Origin of the sequence: Saccharopolyspora mangrovi (assembly GCF_035320975.1) — a bacterium.
Lineage (GTDB): Bacteria > Actinomycetota > Actinomycetes > Mycobacteriales > Pseudonocardiaceae > Saccharopolyspora > Saccharopolyspora mangrovi.
On sequence record NZ_JAWLNX010000010.1, the window covers coordinates 53,098 to 72,025 of the forward strand.

Consider the following 18,928-nt stretch of genomic DNA (forward strand, 5'->3'; position numbering starts at 1 on the left):
CCCCGCCCCCCCCCCCCACCCCCCCCCCCCCCCCCCCCCCGGCGCCCCCCCCCCCCCCCCCCCCCCCCCCCCCCCGCCTCTCGTCGTGTCGGGCGCTCCGCGACGTCCGGGATGCCCCAAAGGAACCCTTGACGATCGACGGTCGATGCTGTGTTCTTCTGTGCGATCCTGTTTGACCGTGGAGGTTCAACGTGTATCGGTTGTTCGCTCTTGTGTCACTGTTACTGGCTTTCCTCAGCACCACCGGTGTCGCCGCGTCCGCTCAACCACCCGACAACGGCGTGCCGGGCGGCGACGTGCACGCCTACCTGGACGACCCGCAGAAGGTCGCCGAAGGCCAAGAAGCACCGCACGCCCGACTCCGCCCGTACGACAACGTCGACTCGGCGGCGCGCGGCGAGGAAGGCACCCCCTACACGCGATCGCTGGACGGCCAGTGGCAGATCGCGATGGCCGACCGGCCCGAGGAGGTTCCGCCCGGCTTCTACGCCGAGGACTACGACTCGTCGAGCTGGCGCACCGTCTCGGTGCCGCACACCTGGCAGACCGCCGGCCTCGACCACCCGATGTTCCGCAACATCGCCACCGAGGTGCAGCCGGACGACCCGCCGCACGTGCCTCGCGACGTCAACCCCACCAGCGCCTACACCCGCGACTTCGACCTGCCCGCCGACTGGACGCAGCGCAGCACCTTCGTCCGGTTCGAAGGGGTCACCTCCGGGTTCTTCGTCTGGGTCAACGGCCAGTACATCGGCTACGACCAGGGCGGCTACACACCCGCGGAGTTCGACATCTCGCGGGCGCTGCACCCGGGCAAGAACCGCATCGCCGTGCAGGTGCACCGCTGGAGCGCGGGTTCCTACCTCGAAGACGTCGACCAGTGGCGCTACTCGGGCATCTTCCGCTCCGTCGAGCTGTACTCCACACCCGCCACGCACGTGCGGGACGTGACGCTGCGGACCGATCTCGACGCCACCTACACCGACGCGAACCTCTCGGCGGTGGTCGATCTCGGCCGCCGCGAAGGCGGAACGACCGGCCCGCACCGCGTGACCGCCTCGCTGCGGGATCAGCGCGGCACCGAAGTCGGATCGGTGAGCCAGGACGTCGAGGTCACCGGACCCGACTCGCAGGCCCAGCTCGACCTCCCGGTCCGCAACCCCGCCAAGTGGACCGACGAGACGCCCAACGTCTACACCGTCGTGCTCACCTTGAGCGGCCCGGACGGCGCGGTCGGCCACATCACCAGCGAGACGGTCGGATTCCGGGAGATCGAGATCCGCGACCGGCAACTGCTCATCAACGGCAAGCGCACCCTGTTCAAAGGCGTCAACCGGGCCGAGACCGACCCGGACCACGGCAGGCACGTGCCCCGCCCCGCGCAGGAACGCGACGTCGAGCTGATGAAGCAGCTCAACGTCAACGCCGTGCGCACCTCCCACTACCCCGCCGACCCGTACTTCAACGACCTGGCCGACCAGCGCGGCCTGTGGGTCGACGACGAGGTCGACATCGAGACCCACAACCACGAGGACTGCACCCAGTGGTGCCAGGCGAACGAGCCGGAATGGCGAGACGCGTTCATGGACCGCATGATCGGCATGGTCGAGCGCGACAAGAACCACCCGAGCATCTTCCTCTGGGACACCGGCAACGAGGCCGGGCTCGGCGCGCACCACTTCGAGATGGCCGACTGGGTCAAGCGCAACGACCCGACCCGGCCGGTCTACCACCAGTCGAACAACCCCGACGGTGACGCGCCCTTCGCCGACGTGTGGGGCCCGCGCTACCCCTCGCCGGAGAAGTTCGCCGACCAGGCCAAGACCACCACGAAACCGCTGATCTTCGGCGAGTACGCGCACGCGATGGGCAACAGCCTCGGCAACTTCCACGAGTTCTGGGACATCATCCGCGCCCACCCGCAGACCCAGGGCGGGTTCATCTGGGACTGGGCCGAGCAGAACATCCGGCAGCAAACCCGGATCACACCCGACACCTCCGGCAACGGCATCTCCGCGCACCTGTCCGGGAAACCGGAGCTGGTCGACGGCCACCGAGGCAAAGCGCTGGCGCTGTCCGGGTTGGACGACTTCGTCGAGGTCTACCGCGACCGCAAGCTGGACATCACCGGCAAGGCCCTGACCCTCGACACCTGGGTCAAACCCGGCAAGTGGACCGGTGATTTCCGGATCCTGGGCAAGGGCGATCACCAGTACGCGCTGAAGATGAAGTCGGAGAACACCCTCGAGTTCTTCATCCACAGCGGCACCTGGCGGTCCGTGCAGGCGCAGGTGCCCGCCGACTTCTACGGCAACTGGCACCGGGTCAGCGGAACCTACGACGGCACGGCGCTGCGCCTCTACATCGACGGCAAGGAAGTCGGCAGCACGCCGTTCACCGGCGCCATCGACCCCTCCTCCGCCGAGGTCAACATCGGACGGGACTTCGAAACCTCGTGGAACGACCCGTCCGACGTGGGCTGGATGGCGCGCGGTGCGGTCGACGACGCGCGCATCTACGACCGGCCGCTCACCGCCGCCGAGCTCGGCGCACCGGAGCCGGTGGGCGGCGCGCTGCTCGCGCTGGACTTCGACCGCGTCGAGGACGCCGGAACCCACCTGTCCTACGGTTCGAGCCTGTCCGGTGTGGACGGTCTGGTCAGCTCCGATCGCCGGCCGCAACCGGAGGCGGCCCAGATGGCCTGGTCGCACCAGCCCCTCCGATTCGACTTCGACGACCAGACCCTGTCGGTGACCAACGAAAGGCAGTTCACCGGCACCGACGAGCTCGCGCTGCGGTGGAAGGTCACCGAAGGGTCCCGCGTCGTGGCCGAGCACGAGCAGCCGCTGCGGGTGGGGCCGAACTCGACGTGGACCGAAGCGCTGCCGCTGCCGCCGAACCCGGACGACCGGGAGCGGTTCCTCAGCGTCGAAGCGGTCACCACCGGCGCCCAGCACGGGGTTCCGGCCGGTCACGTGCTCGCCCACGACCAGTTCCCGCTCGCAGGAACCCGTGTTCCCGGTCTCGACCGGCGCCCGGCGGAAGGCCCGCCGGTGCAGGTCGAGGACGAGGGCACGAAGGTGAGGGCCTCGGCCGCGGGAGTCACCTACGAGCTCGACAAGACCACCGGTGCGCTGTCGTCGATCCGCGCCGACGGTCAGGAACTGCTCGCAGGTGGGCCGAAGCTCGACGCCTGGCGCGCCCCCATCAGCAACGAGACCTTCGCCTGGGGTCGTGCTGAAGGCGAGGACTGGCGCAAGGCGGGCCTGGACCGGCTGGCGACCAGCATGACCGGTCACCGCGTCGAACCGGCCCCGGCAGGCGGCGCGCGGATCGTGGTCGACACCCGCGTGGCGGCACCGGACGTGGCCGGCGCCTGGTTCGACCAGACCATGACCTACACGATCGGCCGGGACGGTGTCCTGGAGCTCGGGCACCAGGTCGTGCCCCAAGGCGAGGTGCGCCAACTGCCGTACCTGCCGCGCATCGGCGTGTCCCTAGCGGTGCCGGACCGCTACGAGCGCTTCGCCTGGTACGGCCGCGGTGCCGAGAGCTACAACGACCGCAAGAACGGCAGCCCCATCGGGGTCAACACCTCCACCGTCGACGAGCAGTACGTCGAATACCACCGACCGCAAGACCACGGCAACCACACCGATTCGCGGTGGGCGCTGCTCACCGACGGCCAGACCGGCGGTCTGCTCGTGGCAGGGGCCCCGGAGGTCAGCGTGACCCCCTACGACGACCTCGACCGGGCCGCCTACCCGTTCCAGCTCCACCGCAACGACGGCTGGTTCACCTTGCACGCCGACCACGCGGTCACGGGTGTGGGCGACACCCCGAACCCGGTCCGCAACCACTACCAGGTGCGGGCGGACGCCACCTACGGCAACACCCTCACGATCCGCCCGCTGTCACCGCGAGAAGCCCGAGCCGGCCTCCCGGACGGTGGCTGAACCGGCGCAGACGTCGACGTGGCGCCGCCCGCAGGTCCGGGCGGCGCCACGTCGGCGTTCAGCCGCGCGCCAGCACCTCGGCGTCCTCGGCGCCGTAGCGCTCCTGCTCGATCTGCTGCAGGCTCTTGCCCTGGGTGTCGGGCGCCCAGATCGTGCCGACCAACAGGGCGGCCACGAGCAGACCGAGGATCAGCAGGCCGAGGCCTTCGAGCCCGATCTGCGTCAGCAGCACGGGGAATCCGACGCTGAGCAGACCGACCAGCACCCGCGCGGCGAGGAACAGCACGCCTTGCGCGCTCGCGCGGTAGCGGGTCGCGAACAGCTCGCTGGTCCACAGGCCGTAGAAGGCCTGCGCCCCGATACCGGCCGAGATGCCCCACCCGATCGCGAAGAACAGCACCACAGCGGAGCTGCCGGGCCCGTAGATCAACGCCGCCCACGCCACGACGCCGAGCACGGCACCCGCGAATACAGCCAGCGGCGGCTGACCCGGTCGGCCAGGCGCATGAAGCCGAAGTAGGTGGCCAAGCTGGTGCAGCCCCACAGCAGCACCTGCACCAGGTACTGCTCGCTCTCGGAGGTGAAGCCCGCCGCGTCGTACACCCGCGGCTGGAAGATCCCCGCTTGCCCGGCCACGGCGTTCCACAAGCCGTACACGCCGACCAGGAAGATCATGGCGTAGAGGTTCACCTTCTTGGAGAACAGGCCGCGCAGGCTGCTGGTGAAGGTGATCTGGTTGTTGGGAACCTCCTTGCGGCTGGCCCAGATCTTCGACTCCGCCAGGCCGCGCCGGACCCACCAGGTCACGAACGCCACCACGAACAGGTGCGCGAAGATCAACCTGCTGCCGAGCAAGCCCAGCGGGGCGACCACGACCGCCAGCAGGTAGCCCACCATCGGGCCGATCGACCACGCCAGCTGGGCGGTGCCCACGTGCGCCGCCCGCTGATCGGACGGAGCCTCCTCGGCGATGTAGGTCCACGAGGCGGTCACCCCGGCGCCGACCGCGATCCCGGTCAGCACGAAACCGGTCAGCAGCATGCCGTAGGACACCGCGAAGACGGCCAGCAGCACGCCGAACATGTACAGCAGCAGGTCGTAGGTGTAGATGAACTTCCTGCCGTAGCGGTCGCACAGCGGACCGCCGATGGCCGCGCCCAACGCGGCGCCGAAGGCGTTGGCGCTCAGCGAGGCCAGCAGTCCGACCGCCAGGTCGTCCAGCCCGAACCGCTCCTGCCAGAGGCTCAGGCTAGTGGCGATCGCGATGATCGAGCCCGCCTCGATGTAGTTCGACATGGCCACGGCGATCGTCGCGCGCCAGCCCGTCGTGCGCTTGCCCGACCGAACCATGCTCGGCCCTCCCGTCCATCGACTCTGATGTCGCAGGCATGTCACGCCGGCACCGCCGGGGCTTTAAAACGTTTCAACTCCTGCGTTGCCCTCCACCGTAGAGTGTCCCGAGTCACCGAACAACCCCCGGTTCCAACCTTGACCGAAACACCCTCCGCGAGCGGCCCTTTCGCGCAAAGTCCAGGCCCGCCCCCGTGGACTGGAGCTGAATCCGCCGCGCCCAACCCTCCTCGAGACGGCCACTTGTGATCTTGACAACCCGACCCAGCGGATCTAGCGTCCGAACTACTGAGTGAAACGTTTCACTACTCTAGGTGCCCACGGCCCGCCACGGCTGACCGGACGAGGCCGCGTCTTCCCCGAGCTCGACGAGGAGTCCCGCATGCCCGGAAAAGCGTCCAGGAAACCCACCGCACCCCGCGCGTTCGCCGCGGCGCACGCGAAAGCAGGCCTGGCCCTCACGGCCTCGCTGCTGGCGCTCGGCACCGCTGCCCCGGCCAGCGCCGACTCCGCTGCTCCCGAGGTGCGGATGATCCAGCAGAGCACGCTCGATCCGCAGGCGCTGTACTTCGTCTCCTACGACGGCCTGGTCAACAGCTCCTCGTACCAGCAGAGCGGAATCCTGACCCACGGGGGATTCCAGTACGCCGCCTGGTACACCGCCGACCGCAGCGCGGTGGTGGCCCGCCGCGCCCTGGGCACCACCCGCTGGGAGACGGTCGCACTGCCCCACCGGCTCTCGGTCGACGACTCGCACAACACCATTTCGCTGGGCATCTCACCGCAGGACGACCGGCTGCACGTCGCGATGGACACCCACAACAACCCCGTCCACTACTTCCGGTCGAAGCCGGGCCTGGCCGCAGGCCGAGGCGCCTGGCAGGCGGAGGCTTTCGGTCCGCTCCAGCGCACGCTGGAAGGCGTCGACGTGGGGAGCATGACCTATCCGCGCTTCGTGGTCGCACCGAACGGCAAGCTGCAGCTGAGCTACCGCACCGGGCAGGGCTCCGGCAACGGCGTGCTGGAGCTGGCCGAGTACGACGGTGCCTGGCACGAGCTCGGGTCCTGGACCAGCAGCACCGGCGACTACAGCGCCAACGGGGGCACGAGCACGACGCGGAACATGTACCTGCACGGACTCACCTACGGCCCCCGCGGCCGGCTGCACGCGGCCTTCACCTGGCGCGAGGGCGACAACTCCGTGCTGTGCGACCCCGGTGGGCTCACCAACCACGACACCGGCTACGCCTACAGCGACGACCAGGGCCGCACCTGGCGCAACAACACCGGCGAGCAGATCGCCACCACGGGCACCGACCAGCGGGTCTCGATCAGCTCCCCGGGCCACGTCGTCCGGCCCTCGGGCGTCGACCACGCACTGATCAACCAGGAGAGCCAAGCCGTCGACAGCACCGGCCGGCCGCACGTGCTCGTCAGCCGCGTTCCCGAGGACGCGACCGACTGCGTCACCGACTTCACCGCGCAGCGGCGCAGCCAGGGCCGGGTCTACCACCAGCACCGGGAGGCCGACGGGCGCTGGGTGGAGACCCAGCTGCCGGTGCCGCTGGAGGCCTTCGGCCGCACCCGCATCGGTTTCGACCGCGACGACAACGCCTACGCGGTCATGCCCTACGGTCGAATCCTCACCGCCTCCAAGGCCAGCGGCTGGACCGATTGGACGCTGCGGTTCGATCCGCAGGACTTCAACGCCTTCGGCGAAGTGCTCGTCGACGACACCCGGGCGGCGAAGGACGGCGTGATCTCGGTGATGTACCAGCAGCGCTCGCAAGGCACCACCCCGTCGCCGATCGCGGTGGCCGACTTCCGGCTCGAACGAGGAGGAGGCAGGATCGGCAACGGCCCCGCCCTCGCGGCGGGCCCGCTTTCCGGCCTGACCTTCGAACGGAGTTGAAACTGAGATGATCGTGCCGGGACTGGTCTCGGTGACCTTGCGGCAGTGCGACATCGACGAAGTCGTCGCGCTCGCCGCGGAGTGCGGCCTGCAGGCCATCCACTGGGGTGGTGACGTGCACGTGCCCCTCGGGGATCACGCCGCCGCGGAGCGCGCGCAACGCCGCTGCGCCGCCGAGGGCATCGAGGTCGAGGCCTACGGGTCCTACTACCGGGCGGGCGACACCGATCCGGACTCCTTCACCGCGGTGCTCGACACGGCCCTGGCCCTGCGAGCACCGCGCGTTCGGGTGTGGGCCGGTCGACGCGGCTCAGCCGACTGCTCGCCCGAGGACAGGACTTCGGTGGTCGACGACCTGCGCCGCTGCGCCGACGCCGCGGCCGCGCGCGGACTCCGGATCGCGGTCGAGTACCACCCGGACACACTGACCGACGAGCTCCGCTCCGCCCAGGTCCTCCTCCGCGCAGCAGATCACGAGGCCCTGGAGAGCTACTGGCAACCGAGGGCGAACCACCCCGTGGCCGACGCGGTCCACGAGGTGGCCCAACTGCGTCCCGACCTGGTCGGCGTCCACGTCTTCGCCTGGGGACCCGGCGGCTACCACGACCGGCTGCCGCTCAGCGACCACCAGGACCTGTGGCGGGCCGCGTTCGCCGAACTGGCACGCGACCAGCGCGAACGCCACGCGCTGCTGGAGTTCGTGCGGGACGACTCGCCCGACGAGCTCCGCGAGGACGCCGCCACGCTGCTCTCCTGGCTCGGATGACAACCGGCGATGACGAAGGGCCTCGCGACGTTCGCGAGGCCCTTCCTGGAATCTGCGCTACCGTCCCCAGGCGTGTTCGAGCCGGTCGACGATCGTGGTGTTGCGCAGGCGCACGCTGAGGTCGGTGCCACTGCCCTCGAGCGCGTAGAGCGAGTACCAGTCGTGGTCGGGGCGGTGCGAGTGCTTCCCGCCCAGCGCCGGCCAGTAGACCGCCCCCATCTCCAGCGACCGGCTGGTGTCGGTGGCCGCGCGGATGTAGCGGACGAAGTTGTCGGAGCTGTTGGTGTCGTCGTAGTTGCGCTCGTCGTCCATCGGGGCGCCGAACTCGTCCAGGACGGTGCGCGACCCGCAGGATCCGATCCGCTCGCGGAACAGGCTCACCCATTCCTCGTAGGTCTTCGGCTGGAACTGGAAGGCGTAGAGGTGCAGCGAGAGGTACGTGCCGTCCAGGCGGTCGTCAGCGCAGACGGAAGTGACCTCGCCGTTGTAGCCGCTGCCGCTGACGATGATCCGGTCCCTGAGAACCGACGGACGATCGGCGATCCAGGTGGCCGCGATGTCGGCCCACTCCTGCGCGCTGTAGCCGTGCGGCTCGTTCATCGGCTCGAAGTACACCTGGCCGTTGGCGCCGTGGCGGTCGACGACCGCGTCCCACATCGCATCGAACGCTGCCTTGTCAACGATCCGGCCGTCCGATGAGGCGTCGTCCTCCCAATAGGACAGGATCACCTTGAAACCCTTGTCCACCGCGGCATCGATGGCACCGGCGTAGGCCGCACCCCACTTGGTTCCCGGCACCGAATGGGTGTTGATCGGCAAACGCACGGTGTTCGCACCCGTGGTGCTCGCGAACCCGTCGTAGACGGCGGTCGCCTTGTCCTTCACCACGCTGTAGTTGTCGGCTTCGCTGAGCCCTTCGGGAACGACCGGGCCCTCCACGAAGTTGTCGCCGGGCATGGCCCAGTTGACGCCCTGGAACTGCCGGGCCTGCAACGCGCTGGACTCGGCCGGTGCGGCAGCGGCGGTGTGCACCGCAGGGCCGGCGATCAGCACCGACATCGTCAGCGCGATCGCGGCGCCTAACCGACCTCGCATTGGTCCTCCGTCGACACGGCGGTAGCGCATGTCTCTCCTCTCGTCGGTACTTCACCGAACTGCGTCGAGCTCCTCGATCGAGGTCTTGTGCGTTTCCGGCGCCATGAACGCCGCCACGATCCCCGGCAGGGTGAACAGGACGATCATCGTTCCCACGATCACGACGACGTTGGCCCCGGGCGGCGCGAGCAGCGCGGCGACGCTGGGCAGCAAACCGGTCAGCGCGATGCCGAACTGCGAGGCGATGCCCACACCGGACACCCGGACCCGGGCGGGGAACTGCTCGTTCCAGAACGACGGCCACGTCCCGTTGTAGGCGCTGAAGCCGAAGCTCATCATCACCACTGCGGTGGCGAACACCAGCGGCACGTTCGCGATCGAAATCGCGTAGAGGAACGGCCACGACATGACCACCGCGCACACCACGCCGCCGATGAACACCGGCTTGCGGCCGATCCGGTCGGACAGCGCGGCGAAGGCCGGAATGGTGAACACCGCCAGGACGTTCACGGCGATGACCACCCACAGCATGGTGTTCTTGGAAATACCGACCCCGTAGTCGGACTGCGTGGCGTAGGTCAACGCGAACGCCCCGAAGGTGACGCCCACTGCGTTGGTGAAGATCATCAGGAAGACGCGGATCATGGCGGCGCGGTGATCGGCGAACACGACCCGCAACGCGGTGCCTCCGGGGCGGGTGCTGTCCTTCCTCTTCTGGAAGTCAGGCGATTCCGCCAGCGTGCGGCGGATGATGAACCCCACGACCACGATGATCAGGCTCAGCCAGAACGGCACCCGCCAGCCCCAGCTCATCAGCTGCTCTTGCGTCAGCGTGCTGGTCAGCACCACGAACACCAGCGATGCGAGGATGACACCGCCTTGCGTTCCGCTCAGCGTGAAGCTGGTGAAGTAGCCGCGTCGCCGCGCAGGCGCGTGTTCGAGCACCAGCGCGTTGGCGCCGGACGCCTCGCCGGACACGGCGAATCCCTGCAGCATCCGCAGGATCAGCAGGGCGATCGGGGCGAAGACCCCGATCTGCCCGTAGGTCGGCAGGCAGCCGATGGCGAAGACCGAGAAGCCCATCAGCAGCATGGTGCCGACCAGGACCGTCTTGCGCCCGTACTTGTCGCCCCAATGCCCCATGAACAGCGAACCCACGGGCCTGGCCACATAAGCCGCGCCGATCGTGGCCAGCGAGCCGACCATCGCGGCGACCGGGTGACTGTCGGGGAAGAACAGCTTCGGGAAGACGATCGACGCAGCCGTTCCGTAGATGGAGAAGTCGTAGAATTCGAGGGCGCTGCCCACCCACGCCGCCACCGCAGCTTTCTTCGGAGTTCTTTCAGGCTCTTCGCTGCCGACCACGCCAGCAGAGCCTTGCGTTGCATGCACCATTGCACTCCCATCACGCGACTCGAACGACCGGCCGAGCTCGATTCACGAACACCACAGGCGGATTCGCATTTTCGGCGCTGTCACAACCACTTTCAGCTCGGCCGGGATTTCCACTTCTGCCGCTGAGCGTTTCGAACAGACCACACCACGGCGTGGTGAGCGGTCAACGGAACGGAAAACGCCCGCTCACACTCGATCAGGAACGAACAGGACGTCGCTCTCGCACCTGGAACTCAGAGATCGATCTCGGTCCTCACCTGGTCCGGCCACGTCACCACCACGGCATGCCGACCCTCTCCGCAGAGCCTGACCTCCACGGAAGGGTGCGCAGGGAGTTGGTCGCCGCGGTCGAGCACCACCAAGGCCGCCAGCACCTCACCGGCCGGAACCGGGTCCACCGACAGCCACGGGATCACCGTCCAGTCCCCGAGCGGGCTGGTTCCCCGTTCCGCCGCGGTTCCGGACGTGGTGAACCCGCTCAGGCCGCGCAGGTGGGAGCGCAGCTCGGCCGTCCGCGCCTGGGCGTGCGGTGCGCCGTCCGCTCCACCGCTGGTCGCCGCCGGCCGGGAATCGGCCGCCACCGGCCACCCGCCGAGCCGCAGCGAAACCCCCTCTCCTGGCGGGTTTTCGACCCGGACCAGACGCACCTCCAGGCCGTCCCGCAGCACCGAGGCGATCGTGATCTCCGTGCCCGGGCGGACCTGGCCGGTGCGGCCCGAGCCGTGATCAGGCGAGGTGTCGTTCGTGGAATCGACCCAGCGCACGAGCCCGCTCGAAGTGGCCATCAGCGCACCGTTCGGCAGCTCCCGCGTGCGCGAGGTCGCGAAGCCGGTGCGGTGCGTGGCCCCGCCCTGCGCGTCGACGAGCACGACCGCGTTGTCGACGGGGTCTTCGACCGTCGGGCCGGTCAGCGGAGACATCGTGGCCGTCGAATAGCCCAGGCGTGCGTACAGGGGCGAATCGCTCCGCTCGTCGCCCGGTGTCGCGTGATCGGTGCCGTGGTTGAGCACGAACGCGATCCCGGTGTCCTCACGAGTGGCCGCGAGCCATCCCGGCGCCGCGATCGCCCGAGCCCGGTCACCGCTCTCCGCCGGGAGCGGCAGCTCGGCGTCGGTCCACACGGGATGATCCGCCGGGAGCGCCAGGCCCAGCATCCCCTTCGAGGCCCAGTACGGCGAGCCAGGTCCTGAGTAGGACTGGCGCATCTCCGGCCACGGCCGGTGCCAGCCGATGCTCAGCAGCCCGTCCTCCCCGAGAGCGCCATGCCGGTCGAAGTGCGACAGCATCCCGCTGGCCACCCGCCGGGTCAGTCCCGGTGGCACTCCCCCGGTCCCGGTCATCGCGCCCACCCAGAACGGCGCGGCCGCGGCGAACCGGTAGATGAGGCTGCGCCCCTGCATCAGCGGTGATCCGTCGGCGCCGATCAAGTGCACGGCGTCGTCGAGGTAATCGGCGAGATCGGCCTGCCACGTCGCGCGCACCGATTCCGGGCACAGCGAGCCGGTGACGTCGAACAGGTGGGTCCACAGCAGCGGGTAGACGTGCAGGGCCCAACCCACGTAGTGGTCGAAGGCCCGCTCGGGACCGTCGCTGAGCCAGCCGCCCTGGCGGCGCAGCGAGGCGTGCACGGCGAGGTCTTCCTCGATGTCGGCGGCTGAGAACGGCCCGCCGGCTTCCCGGAGGAAGGACTCGACGGTGATCCGGAACCAGATCCAGTTGATCGGCGGGTACGGCTGGCCGATCACCGCCGTCAGCCAGTCGATGACGCGTTCCCGCACGCCGTCGTCGAGCCGGTCCCACAGCCACGGGCGGGTCAACTGCAGCACCAACGCGATCGAGGCCGCCTCGACCTTGGCCTGGTGGAGCTCGTCGGGGCGCGGCCACCGCTCCGGGGAAGCCGGATCCGTGCCCGCCGCCAGCCCCTCGGCGTAGCGCTCGAGCACGCCCCCGGGGTCCGAACCTCGCTCCCCGGCGATGCGGAATCCGGCGAGCAGGAACGTTCGCGCGAAGCCCTCGAGCCCGTCGGACACCGCACCGTGGCTGCTGTGCGGGCCGGGCAACTCGATGAGCGCCCCCGACGGGGACCGGTACCGCCCCACCGCCGCCAGCATCCGGTCGGCCAGTTCGGCCCAGTGCTGCCGGGTCCACCCGGTGTGCTGGCTTCGTTCGTGCGGATCGGTCATGCCTGCACCTCCAGGGCTTCGGCGGTCACGGGTGCCAGCGCGGGCAGTCCGGCGGCGTAGCGCTCCAGTTCGGTGAGCGCCGCGGCGCTCATGCGGCGGGTCTCCTCCCCCAGCGAACCGGCCACGTGCGGGGTCAACATGACGTTCGGCAGGTCGTAGAGCGGTGAATCCGTCGGGAGCGGTTCCGGATCGGTGACGTCGAGGACCGCGTGCAGCCCCGCCGCGCACGCCCGTTCCAGCGCTGCGGTGTCCACCAGCGCGCCCCGCGCGGTGTTGATGAGCACGGCGTGCTCCGGCAGCGCGGCCAGTTCGGCGGCGCCGATGAGGTGGTGGGTTTCGGGCAGCGACGGCGCGTGCAGGCTGAGCACGTCGGCATGCGGTAGCGCCTCGGCCAGCGAGACCGGCTCGGCTCCGGCGGCGACGATCTCCCGGGGATCCACGACGGGGTCCACCACGCACACCCGCCCCAGCCCGAGGTCGCGCAGCAGCTGGGTGACCCTCCGCCCGACGCGCGAGAACCCGACCAGGACGATGACCTGCTCGGCCTTGACCGGCAGGCACTTCCGGTCGCGGTAGTGCCAGTCGTCGCGGAAGGTGCGCACATCCGGTGCGAGGAAGGGAATCTTCTTCGACGCCCACAGGATCGCGGCCAGCGTGTACCGGGCGACGGGTTCGGCGTTGGCGTCCGCTGCTGTGGTGACCCGGAGTCCACGTCCCAGCACCGCATCCCCGACGTGCCCGCGGACGCTTCCCGCCGCGTGCAGCACCGCTTGCAGGCGCGGTGCAGCGCGCAACACCTGGTCGTCCAGCGCAGGACAGCCCCACGAGGTGATCAGGACTTCGACTTCGGCGAGCCTCGCCCGCGCGGCGGCCGACCGGAAGTCAGCGACCGCCACCGGCTCCGCGAGCGAGGCCACCGCGCGCAACCTGGCCATTTCTTCCGCGCCGAACAGGGTTTCCAGCGTGCTCGCGCTCATCGCGAGCATCGTTTCCGGTTTCCTCGGACCAACCGGGACCGCACCCGCCTCCGGGCTTTGAAGCTCCATCGATCCTCCGCACTGAGTGGTGACGAACACTCCAACCCGTGGCATAGTTCCCGGTCAACGCAAAAGAACCGCTTCGCTCACGTTCGATCAGAAACGAACATGGGAGTCGACCACGATGCTCGCCTCGGAACGCCGGAAGATCATCCTCGCCGCGGTCCGCCAGCACGGCGCCGTCAAGCTCGCCGATCTCGTCGAGCGGCTGGCGGTCACGCCCGTGACCGTGCGGCGGGACGTGACGGCGCTGGCCGATCAGGGCCTGGTGGTGCGGGTCCACGGCGGGATCACCCTCCCGCACCGCCCGGACTCCTCGGACATCTCAACCCCGAGCGCCCACTCCGCCTTCGGCGCGTCCGCGAGCAGAGCGCTGGTCGGGATGGTGGCTCCCTCGGTGGAGTACTACTGGCCCGAGGTCATCCAAGGCGCGCAATCGACCGTGGCCGCTGCGCGCGGAAGACTGGTGCTGCGCGCCTCGAGCTACGACCCGGCCGAGGACCGGCGGCAGGTCTCCAAGCTGCTCGAACGCGGAGTCCAGACGCTCATGGTGGCGCCTGCGGTGTCCGGGCAAGCCGGCGTCGACCTGCTGCGCTGGCTGGGTTCGCTGCGCATCCCGGTCGTCCTCGTCGAACGCGTCCCTCCCCCGGAACTCCCGACGCTCGCGCTGGATGCGGTCACCACCGCGCACGCGCTCGGCGCCGGGCTCGCCGTCCGCCACCTGGTCGGGCTGGGCCACGAACGCGTCGGACTGATCACCTCGCGCACCAGCCCGACCAGCCGCGCGCTGCAGCAGGGCTGGCGCGACGCCGTGGACGACCTCGGCATCCCCGATCCGACCTCCCTTGCCACCGAGGTCCCGCGCTACGGCTCCGAGGGGTGGGCCGACGCCTACGCCGAAGTGCTGCGCCACTACCAGCGACGGGGAGTGAGCGCCCTGCTGGTGCACTCCGACCGGGAGGCCGTCGGGATCGTCGAGCTCGCCCGCGACAGCGGAGTGGCCGTCCCGGAGGAACTGGCCGTGGTCTCCTACGACGACGAGGTCGCCGCAGCCTCCGACCCACCGCTGTCGGCCGTGCGCCCGCAGAAGCACCGGCTCGGCGCCCTCGCGGCCGAACTCGCCCTCGCACGACTCGCCGAGGTCACCGACCGACCGGTGCACCGCGTGCAGCTGTGGCCGACGCTGCACATCCGCGAGTCCTGCGGCGCCGCCACCGGCACGGTCCCCGAGTAGGGACAGCGCGGTCGGCGGTCAGTTGCCGCCGACCGGCTCGACGTAGCCCCCGGTGAACACCGAACCCGGCGGCGGATCGGCGAGCGGACCCGGAACGGCGAAGTCAACCGCACCGCGCACGGCATCGGCCGGTGCGCTGGCCTTCTGCTGCTCCAGGTACCCGGCCAGCTGCACGCCCGGGGCGCCTTCGACCGTCATCGTCCGGCGGTGCTCCAGGAACGGCAGCTCCACCGAACCGCCGCGGACCTCGACGGTCTGGCCGCTGGGTGCGGCCACGGCCCACCAGTCCTGGTTGTTGTCGGTGACGCGCACGCCGATGCGGTGACCGGCCGGGAGCTTCCAGTCCGCGCCCCACAGCTCCAGCGGGACCGTGGACTCGCCCGGCTCGCGCACGAGGTGGCCTTGGCGGGTGATCAGCGGGCCGGTGCCGTCCGGGCCGAGGTCGTAGACGTCGACGACCAGGTTGGCGTTCGGCCTCGTCGTCGTGACCTCGACCGCCGCCCTCGGCGAGCCCGACAGGTGCACGTCGTGCGGCAGCGGGTTCGACACCGTCCACACCCCGGAGGTCACAGCCGGATCGCCGGGCTGGCCGGACTGGGAGTGGGCCGCCGTCGACACCGACTGGGCGTGGTCGACGTAGCTGCCGGCCTTCAGCGGCGTGCGGAACTCGCTCATGTCCGCCGCCGGCCACTGGGCCTCCGACCGCCACCTGCCGTCGTTGGTCTGCACCGCGTGCGGCGGGTCCGCCACGGCCGGCACCTCGTCCTTGAGGTAGCGGCCGTAGAAGCGCATCACCTCGTCGAACCAGCCCTGCCGCCCCATCTTCAGGCGACCGGCCTCGTCAACGTCGTTGCCGCGCACGTGCTCCCACGGTCCCAGCCAGCTGCGCTCGTAGCCGGTGTGGTTGTCCAGGTAGTCCTGCATCCCGTCGGCGACGGTGTTGTTCTCGGTCAGGCCCTGGGTCAGGAACAGCGGGACGTTCGAGCCCGCGGCGCCGGGGATGAGGTTGCGCTCCTTCCAGAACGCCGAGTCGTGGTTGTCATCGCCCGCCTGCTGAGCGAAGTTCTGGGCCAGGCACAGCGGGTCGTTGAGGCTCTGCAGGTTGTAGGCGGGCTGGTCGGTGATCGGCCCCGGCGTGGCGGCGATGCCGTCGTAGAGGGCCGGGGTGGCCAGCGAGTTGATCCGGCGCATCCCGTCGCCGTAGAGGTACCGGTAGTCGTCGTAGACCGGTTCCTGGCTGACGACCGCGGTCAGGCCCGGAGGCCGCTCGTTGACCCCGACCAGTCCGGTCAGCCCGTCGTAGGACTTGCCGTACATGCCGACCCGGCCGGTCGACCAGGGCTGGCTCGCCGCCCACTTCACGGCGTTGACCACGTCGGACTTCTCGCCGGGCCCCGACCAGTCCAGGCATCCGGTGGAGCCGCCGAAGCCGCGCAGGTCCACCATGACGAAGGTGTAGCCCTTCTGCAGCAAGCCGGAGCCCTCGACGAAGTCCCGGAAGCGCTCCGAAGGACCGTCGTTGGGCCCGACCGGGTCGTAGGGCGTGCCCTCGACCGCACCGGCGGGCCCGGTCTGACCGGAGTGGTTGAAGTACGGCCCGATCGAGAGGATCACCGGGGTCTTGTCGGTGTCCTTGGCTCCCTTGGGCCGCAGGACGTCCGCGTGCAGCCGCGCCTCCCCCGCGCTGGAGGGGGAGGAGATCCACGCCTCGCTCCAGTCGGCGTCCGGGTAGGAGACACCCGCGGCCTGGGCCGGTGGCGCGGCCGGCACCACCACCGCCACCACCGCGGCCACCACGACTCCGGCGCCCCGACGACGCCGCGACGTCCTCAACCTGGTCAACGCGCGCTCCGACATGCAGCGACCACCTCCCCGGCCATACGTCCGGGCGACGTTAGAGGACCGAACCGAGGAAGTCAGGAAGCCGTTTTCACACTGTTACCAGCTCCATTCCCGCCCGCTCGCGCTCACGTCGTGCTCGAGAAGGCCGCGTCGAAGGACTGCGGCGGGGGCTCGATCGCCACGAGCTCGCGGACGAACTCCAGGGCGTCCGGGGCTCCCCGCAGGCGATCCATGCCCGCGTCCTCCCACTCGACCGAGATCGGGCCCTGGTAGCCGATCGCGTTGAGCATCCGGAAGATCGGCTCCCACGGGACGTCGCCGTGGCCGGTGGAGACGAAGTCCCAGCCCCGGCGGGGATCGGCCCACGGCAGGTGCGAACCCAGGCGGCCGTTGCGGCCGTTGAACTGCTTGACCGACTCCTTGCAGTCGACGTGGTAGATGCGGTCCTGGAAGTCCCAGAGGAAGGCCAGCGGGTCGAGGTCCTGCCAGATGAAGTGGCTCGGGTCGAAGTTGAGGCCGAAGGCCTCGCGGTGCCCGATCGCCTCCAGCGCCCGGTGCGTCGTCCAGTAATCGTAGGCGATCTCGCTGGGGTGCACCTCGTGCGCGAACCGCACGCCCTGCTCGTCGAAGACGTCGAGGATCGGGTTCCAGCGGTCGGCGAAGTCCTGGTAGCCGCGCTCGATCATCTCCGGTGGCACCGGCGGGAACATCGCCACCAGGTGCCAGATCGACGATCCGGTGAACCCGACCACTGTGGACACACCGAGCATCCGGGCCGCCCGGGCGGTGTTCTTGAGCTCCTCGGCCGCTCGGCTGCGCACGCCCTCGGGCTCACCGTCGCCCCAGATGCGCTTCGGCAGGATGTTGCGGTGGCGCTCGTCGATCGGGTGATCGCAGGTCGCCTGGCCCACCAGGTGGTGGGAGATCGTCCAGACCTGCAGCCCGTAGCGGTCCAAGATCTCCCGCCTGCCGGCGACGTAACCGTCCTCGTTCACCGCGCGCTCGACGTCGAAGTGATCGCCCTGGCACCCGATTTCGAGACCGTCGTACCCCCATTCCGAGGCCAGCCGGCAGACCTCCTCGAAAGGCAGGTCGGCCCACTGCCCGGTGAACAACGTGACTGGTTTCGGCATGCGCCGCTCCTCACTGCGAGTCAGCGCCGCGGTGCGACGCTCTTGCCCGGGTTGACCTGCGGTGTCAGCAACCGGGTTTCGGGTGTGCTGGAGCCCTGCAAGGCGCGCATCGCCATTTCCACGGCGATGCGCACCATGTCCTCGGTCGGCAGCGGCACCGTGGTCAGCGGCACCTCGCGGTGCGCGGCGGTGTCCTGGCCGACCGCCACCACCGAGATGTCCTCGGGCACGCGGCGTCCGCGGTTGCGCAGTTCGGCGAGCACGCTGCCCAAGGCCGCCTCGTTGTGCACGACCAGGCCGGTGAGCTCGGGGTTGGCGGCGAAGAGCTCGTCCAGGCACGTCCCGACCGCCTCGTAGTCGGGCGCGCAGGAACGCGTCACCGCGTTGAGCCCGCTGGTCGCTTCCTGGAAACCGCGCAGGAACCTGCCCGCGAAGCTCGTCCCGCGCTCGTAGACCACGGGTGGCGAGCCGATCAGGCCGATGTCGGTGTGGCCGGCGTCGGCCAGCTCGGCCACGCACCGCTTGGCCGCGGCGGCGAAGTCCAGGTCCACGCACGGCAGCCCGCCGGGGTCGTCCGGCACGCCGATGAGCACTGACGGCCGGGACAGCTCGCGCAGCACCGGGATCCGGGAATCGTCCGACTGCACCTCCATGACCAGGAAGGCGTCGGCCATCGCCGAGTTGGCCACCCGTCGCAGCCCGGCCGGGCCCTCGTCGCTGGTCAGCAGCAGGACGTCGTAGTCGTGGCCGCGGGCGGTGGTGACCACCGAGGTCACGAACCGCATCATCGCGGGCATGTGCACGTCGGTGCGCAGCGGCATGACCAGCGCCAGCACGTTGGTGCGGCTGCTGGCCAGGGCCCGCGCGCCGGCGTGCGGGTGGTAGCCGAGCCTGCGGATGCTGGCCTCGACGCGCCGCTGGGTCTCGGCCGAGATCGACCGCTTGCCCGAGAGCACGTAGGAGACCGTGCTGGCCGACACCCCGGCGTCCCTGGCGACGTCGGAGATGGACACCATCCGGACCTC

13 protein-coding genes are annotated in these 18,928 nt (G+C 70.0%); 4 read left to right on the forward strand and 9 right to left on the reverse strand.

Annotation, left to right across the window (positions count from 1 at the left end):
- The first annotated feature begins 212 nt into the window (after positions 1 to 212).
- Entirely contained in the window at positions 213 to 3,956 is a 3,744-nt protein-coding gene (locus R4I43_RS16095) for a glycoside hydrolase family 2 TIM barrel-domain containing protein (RefSeq protein WP_324266426.1), read from the forward strand.
- A gap of 58 nt (positions 3,957 to 4,014) precedes the next feature.
- Here R4I43_RS16095 and R4I43_RS16100 read toward each other — a convergent pair whose 3' ends face one another.
- Together R4I43_RS16100 and R4I43_RS16105 are read right to left on the reverse strand one after the other, a co-directional pair.
- On the reverse strand, positions 4,015 to 4,413 hold the full coding sequence (locus R4I43_RS16100) for an MFS transporter (RefSeq protein ID WP_324266427.1): 399 nt from the start codon (positions 4,411 to 4,413) through the stop codon (positions 4,015 to 4,017).
- Positions 4,383 to 5,306 carry an MFS transporter gene (locus tag R4I43_RS16105; RefSeq protein WP_324266428.1) on the reverse strand — a complete coding sequence of 308 codons (924 nt, stop codon included), beginning with the start codon at positions 5,304 to 5,306 and terminating at the stop codon, positions 4,383 to 4,385. The genes R4I43_RS16100 and R4I43_RS16105 overlap by 31 nt, the downstream gene beginning before the upstream one ends.
- 382 nt (positions 5,307 to 5,688) lie before the next feature.
- Here R4I43_RS16105 and R4I43_RS16110 point away from each other — a divergent pair, with 382 nt between their 5' ends.
- Both R4I43_RS16110 and R4I43_RS16115 read left to right on the forward strand, forming a co-directional pair.
- A complete protein-coding gene (locus tag R4I43_RS16110; RefSeq protein WP_324266429.1) occupies positions 5,689 to 7,218 on the forward strand; it encodes a BNR repeat-containing protein in 1,530 nt (509 codons plus the stop codon).
- 7 nt (positions 7,219 to 7,225) lie between these two features.
- The gene (locus R4I43_RS16115; RefSeq protein ID WP_324266430.1) at positions 7,226 to 7,984 is read left to right on the forward strand and encodes a sugar phosphate isomerase/epimerase family protein; all 759 of its coding nucleotides are present in this window, start codon (positions 7,226 to 7,228) and stop codon (positions 7,982 to 7,984) included.
- A gap of 57 nt (positions 7,985 to 8,041) precedes the next feature.
- On the opposite strand, the gene R4I43_RS16120 is transcribed toward R4I43_RS16115, so the two are convergent.
- From R4I43_RS16120 to R4I43_RS16135, 4 genes are all read right to left on the reverse strand, one after another.
- Entirely contained in the window at positions 8,042 to 9,079 is a 1,038-nt protein-coding gene (locus tag R4I43_RS16120) for a cellulase family glycosylhydrolase (protein ID WP_324266431.1), read from the reverse strand.
- 51 nt (positions 9,080 to 9,130) lie between these two features.
- Entirely contained in the window at positions 9,131 to 10,399 is a 1,269-nt protein-coding gene (locus R4I43_RS16125) for an MFS transporter (RefSeq protein ID WP_324266432.1), read from the reverse strand.
- A gap of 308 nt (positions 10,400 to 10,707) precedes the next feature.
- Positions 10,708 to 12,657 carry a DUF2264 domain-containing protein gene (locus R4I43_RS16130; RefSeq protein WP_324266433.1) on the reverse strand — a complete coding sequence of 650 codons (1,950 nt, stop codon included), beginning with the start codon at positions 12,655 to 12,657 and terminating at the stop codon, positions 10,708 to 10,710.
- Positions 12,654 to 13,634 carry a hydroxyacid dehydrogenase gene (locus tag R4I43_RS16135; RefSeq protein WP_324266434.1) on the reverse strand — a complete coding sequence of 327 codons (981 nt, stop codon included), beginning with the start codon at positions 13,632 to 13,634 and terminating at the stop codon, positions 12,654 to 12,656. The genes R4I43_RS16130 and R4I43_RS16135 overlap by 4 nt, the downstream gene beginning before the upstream one ends.
- 184 nt (positions 13,635 to 13,818) lie before the next feature.
- Between R4I43_RS16135 and R4I43_RS16140 the strand changes: the two genes are divergently transcribed.
- Positions 13,819 to 14,928 (forward strand): substrate-binding domain-containing protein, encoded by a 1,110-nt coding sequence (locus R4I43_RS16140; protein WP_324266435.1) that lies wholly within the window; start codon positions 13,819 to 13,821, stop codon positions 14,926 to 14,928.
- 18 nt (positions 14,929 to 14,946) lie between these two features.
- Here R4I43_RS16140 and R4I43_RS16145 read toward each other — a convergent pair whose 3' ends face one another.
- From R4I43_RS16145 to R4I43_RS16155, 3 genes are all read right to left on the reverse strand, one after another.
- A complete protein-coding gene (locus R4I43_RS16145; RefSeq protein WP_324266436.1) occupies positions 14,947 to 16,785 on the reverse strand; it encodes a CocE/NonD family hydrolase in 1,839 nt (612 codons plus the stop codon).
- A 110-nt stretch (positions 16,786 to 16,895) separates the two neighbouring features.
- Entirely contained in the window at positions 16,896 to 17,903 is a 1,008-nt protein-coding gene (locus tag R4I43_RS16150; protein ID WP_324266437.1) for a sugar phosphate isomerase/epimerase family protein, read from the reverse strand.
- A gap of 20 nt (positions 17,904 to 17,923) precedes the next feature.
- The gene (locus tag R4I43_RS16155) at positions 17,924 to 18,919 is read right to left on the reverse strand and encodes a LacI family DNA-binding transcriptional regulator (RefSeq protein WP_324266438.1); all 996 of its coding nucleotides are present in this window, start codon (positions 18,917 to 18,919) and stop codon (positions 17,924 to 17,926) included.
- Positions 18,920 to 18,928 lie beyond the last annotated feature (9 nt).

Excerpts from the sequence above, each read along its gene's own strand:
- R4I43_RS16120 (WP_324266431.1), bottom strand. The coding sequence starts at position 9,079 with ATGCGAGGTCGGTTAGGCGCCGCGATCGCGCTGACGATGTCGGTGCTG.
- R4I43_RS16115 (WP_324266430.1), top strand. The coding sequence starts at position 7,226 with ATGATCGTGCCGGGACTGGTCTCGGTGACCTTGCGGCAGTGCGACATC.
- R4I43_RS16140 (WP_324266435.1), top strand. The coding sequence starts at position 13,819 with ATGCTCGCCTCGGAACGCCGGAAGATCATCCTCGCCGCGGTCCGCCAG.
- R4I43_RS16150 (WP_324266437.1), bottom strand. The coding sequence starts at position 17,903 with ATGCCGAAACCAGTCACGTTGTTCACCGGGCAGTGGGCCGACCTGCCT.
- R4I43_RS16105 (WP_324266428.1), bottom strand. The coding sequence starts at position 5,306 with ATGGTTCGGTCGGGCAAGCGCACGACGGGCTGGCGCGCGACGATCGCC.
- R4I43_RS16135 (WP_324266434.1), bottom strand. The coding sequence starts at position 13,634 with ATGAGCGCGAGCACGCTGGAAACCCTGTTCGGCGCGGAAGAAATGGCC.
- R4I43_RS16145 (WP_324266436.1), bottom strand. The coding sequence starts at position 16,785 with ATGTCGGAGCGCGCGTTGACCAGGTTGAGGACGTCGCGGCGTCGTCGG.
- R4I43_RS16130 (WP_324266433.1), bottom strand. The coding sequence starts at position 12,657 with ATGACCGATCCGCACGAACGAAGCCAGCACACCGGGTGGACCCGGCAG.
- R4I43_RS16155 (WP_324266438.1), bottom strand. The coding sequence starts at position 18,919 with ATGGTGTCCATCTCCGACGTCGCCAGGGACGCCGGGGTGTCGGCCAGC.
- R4I43_RS16110 (WP_324266429.1), top strand. The coding sequence starts at position 5,689 with ATGCCCGGAAAAGCGTCCAGGAAACCCACCGCACCCCGCGCGTTCGCC.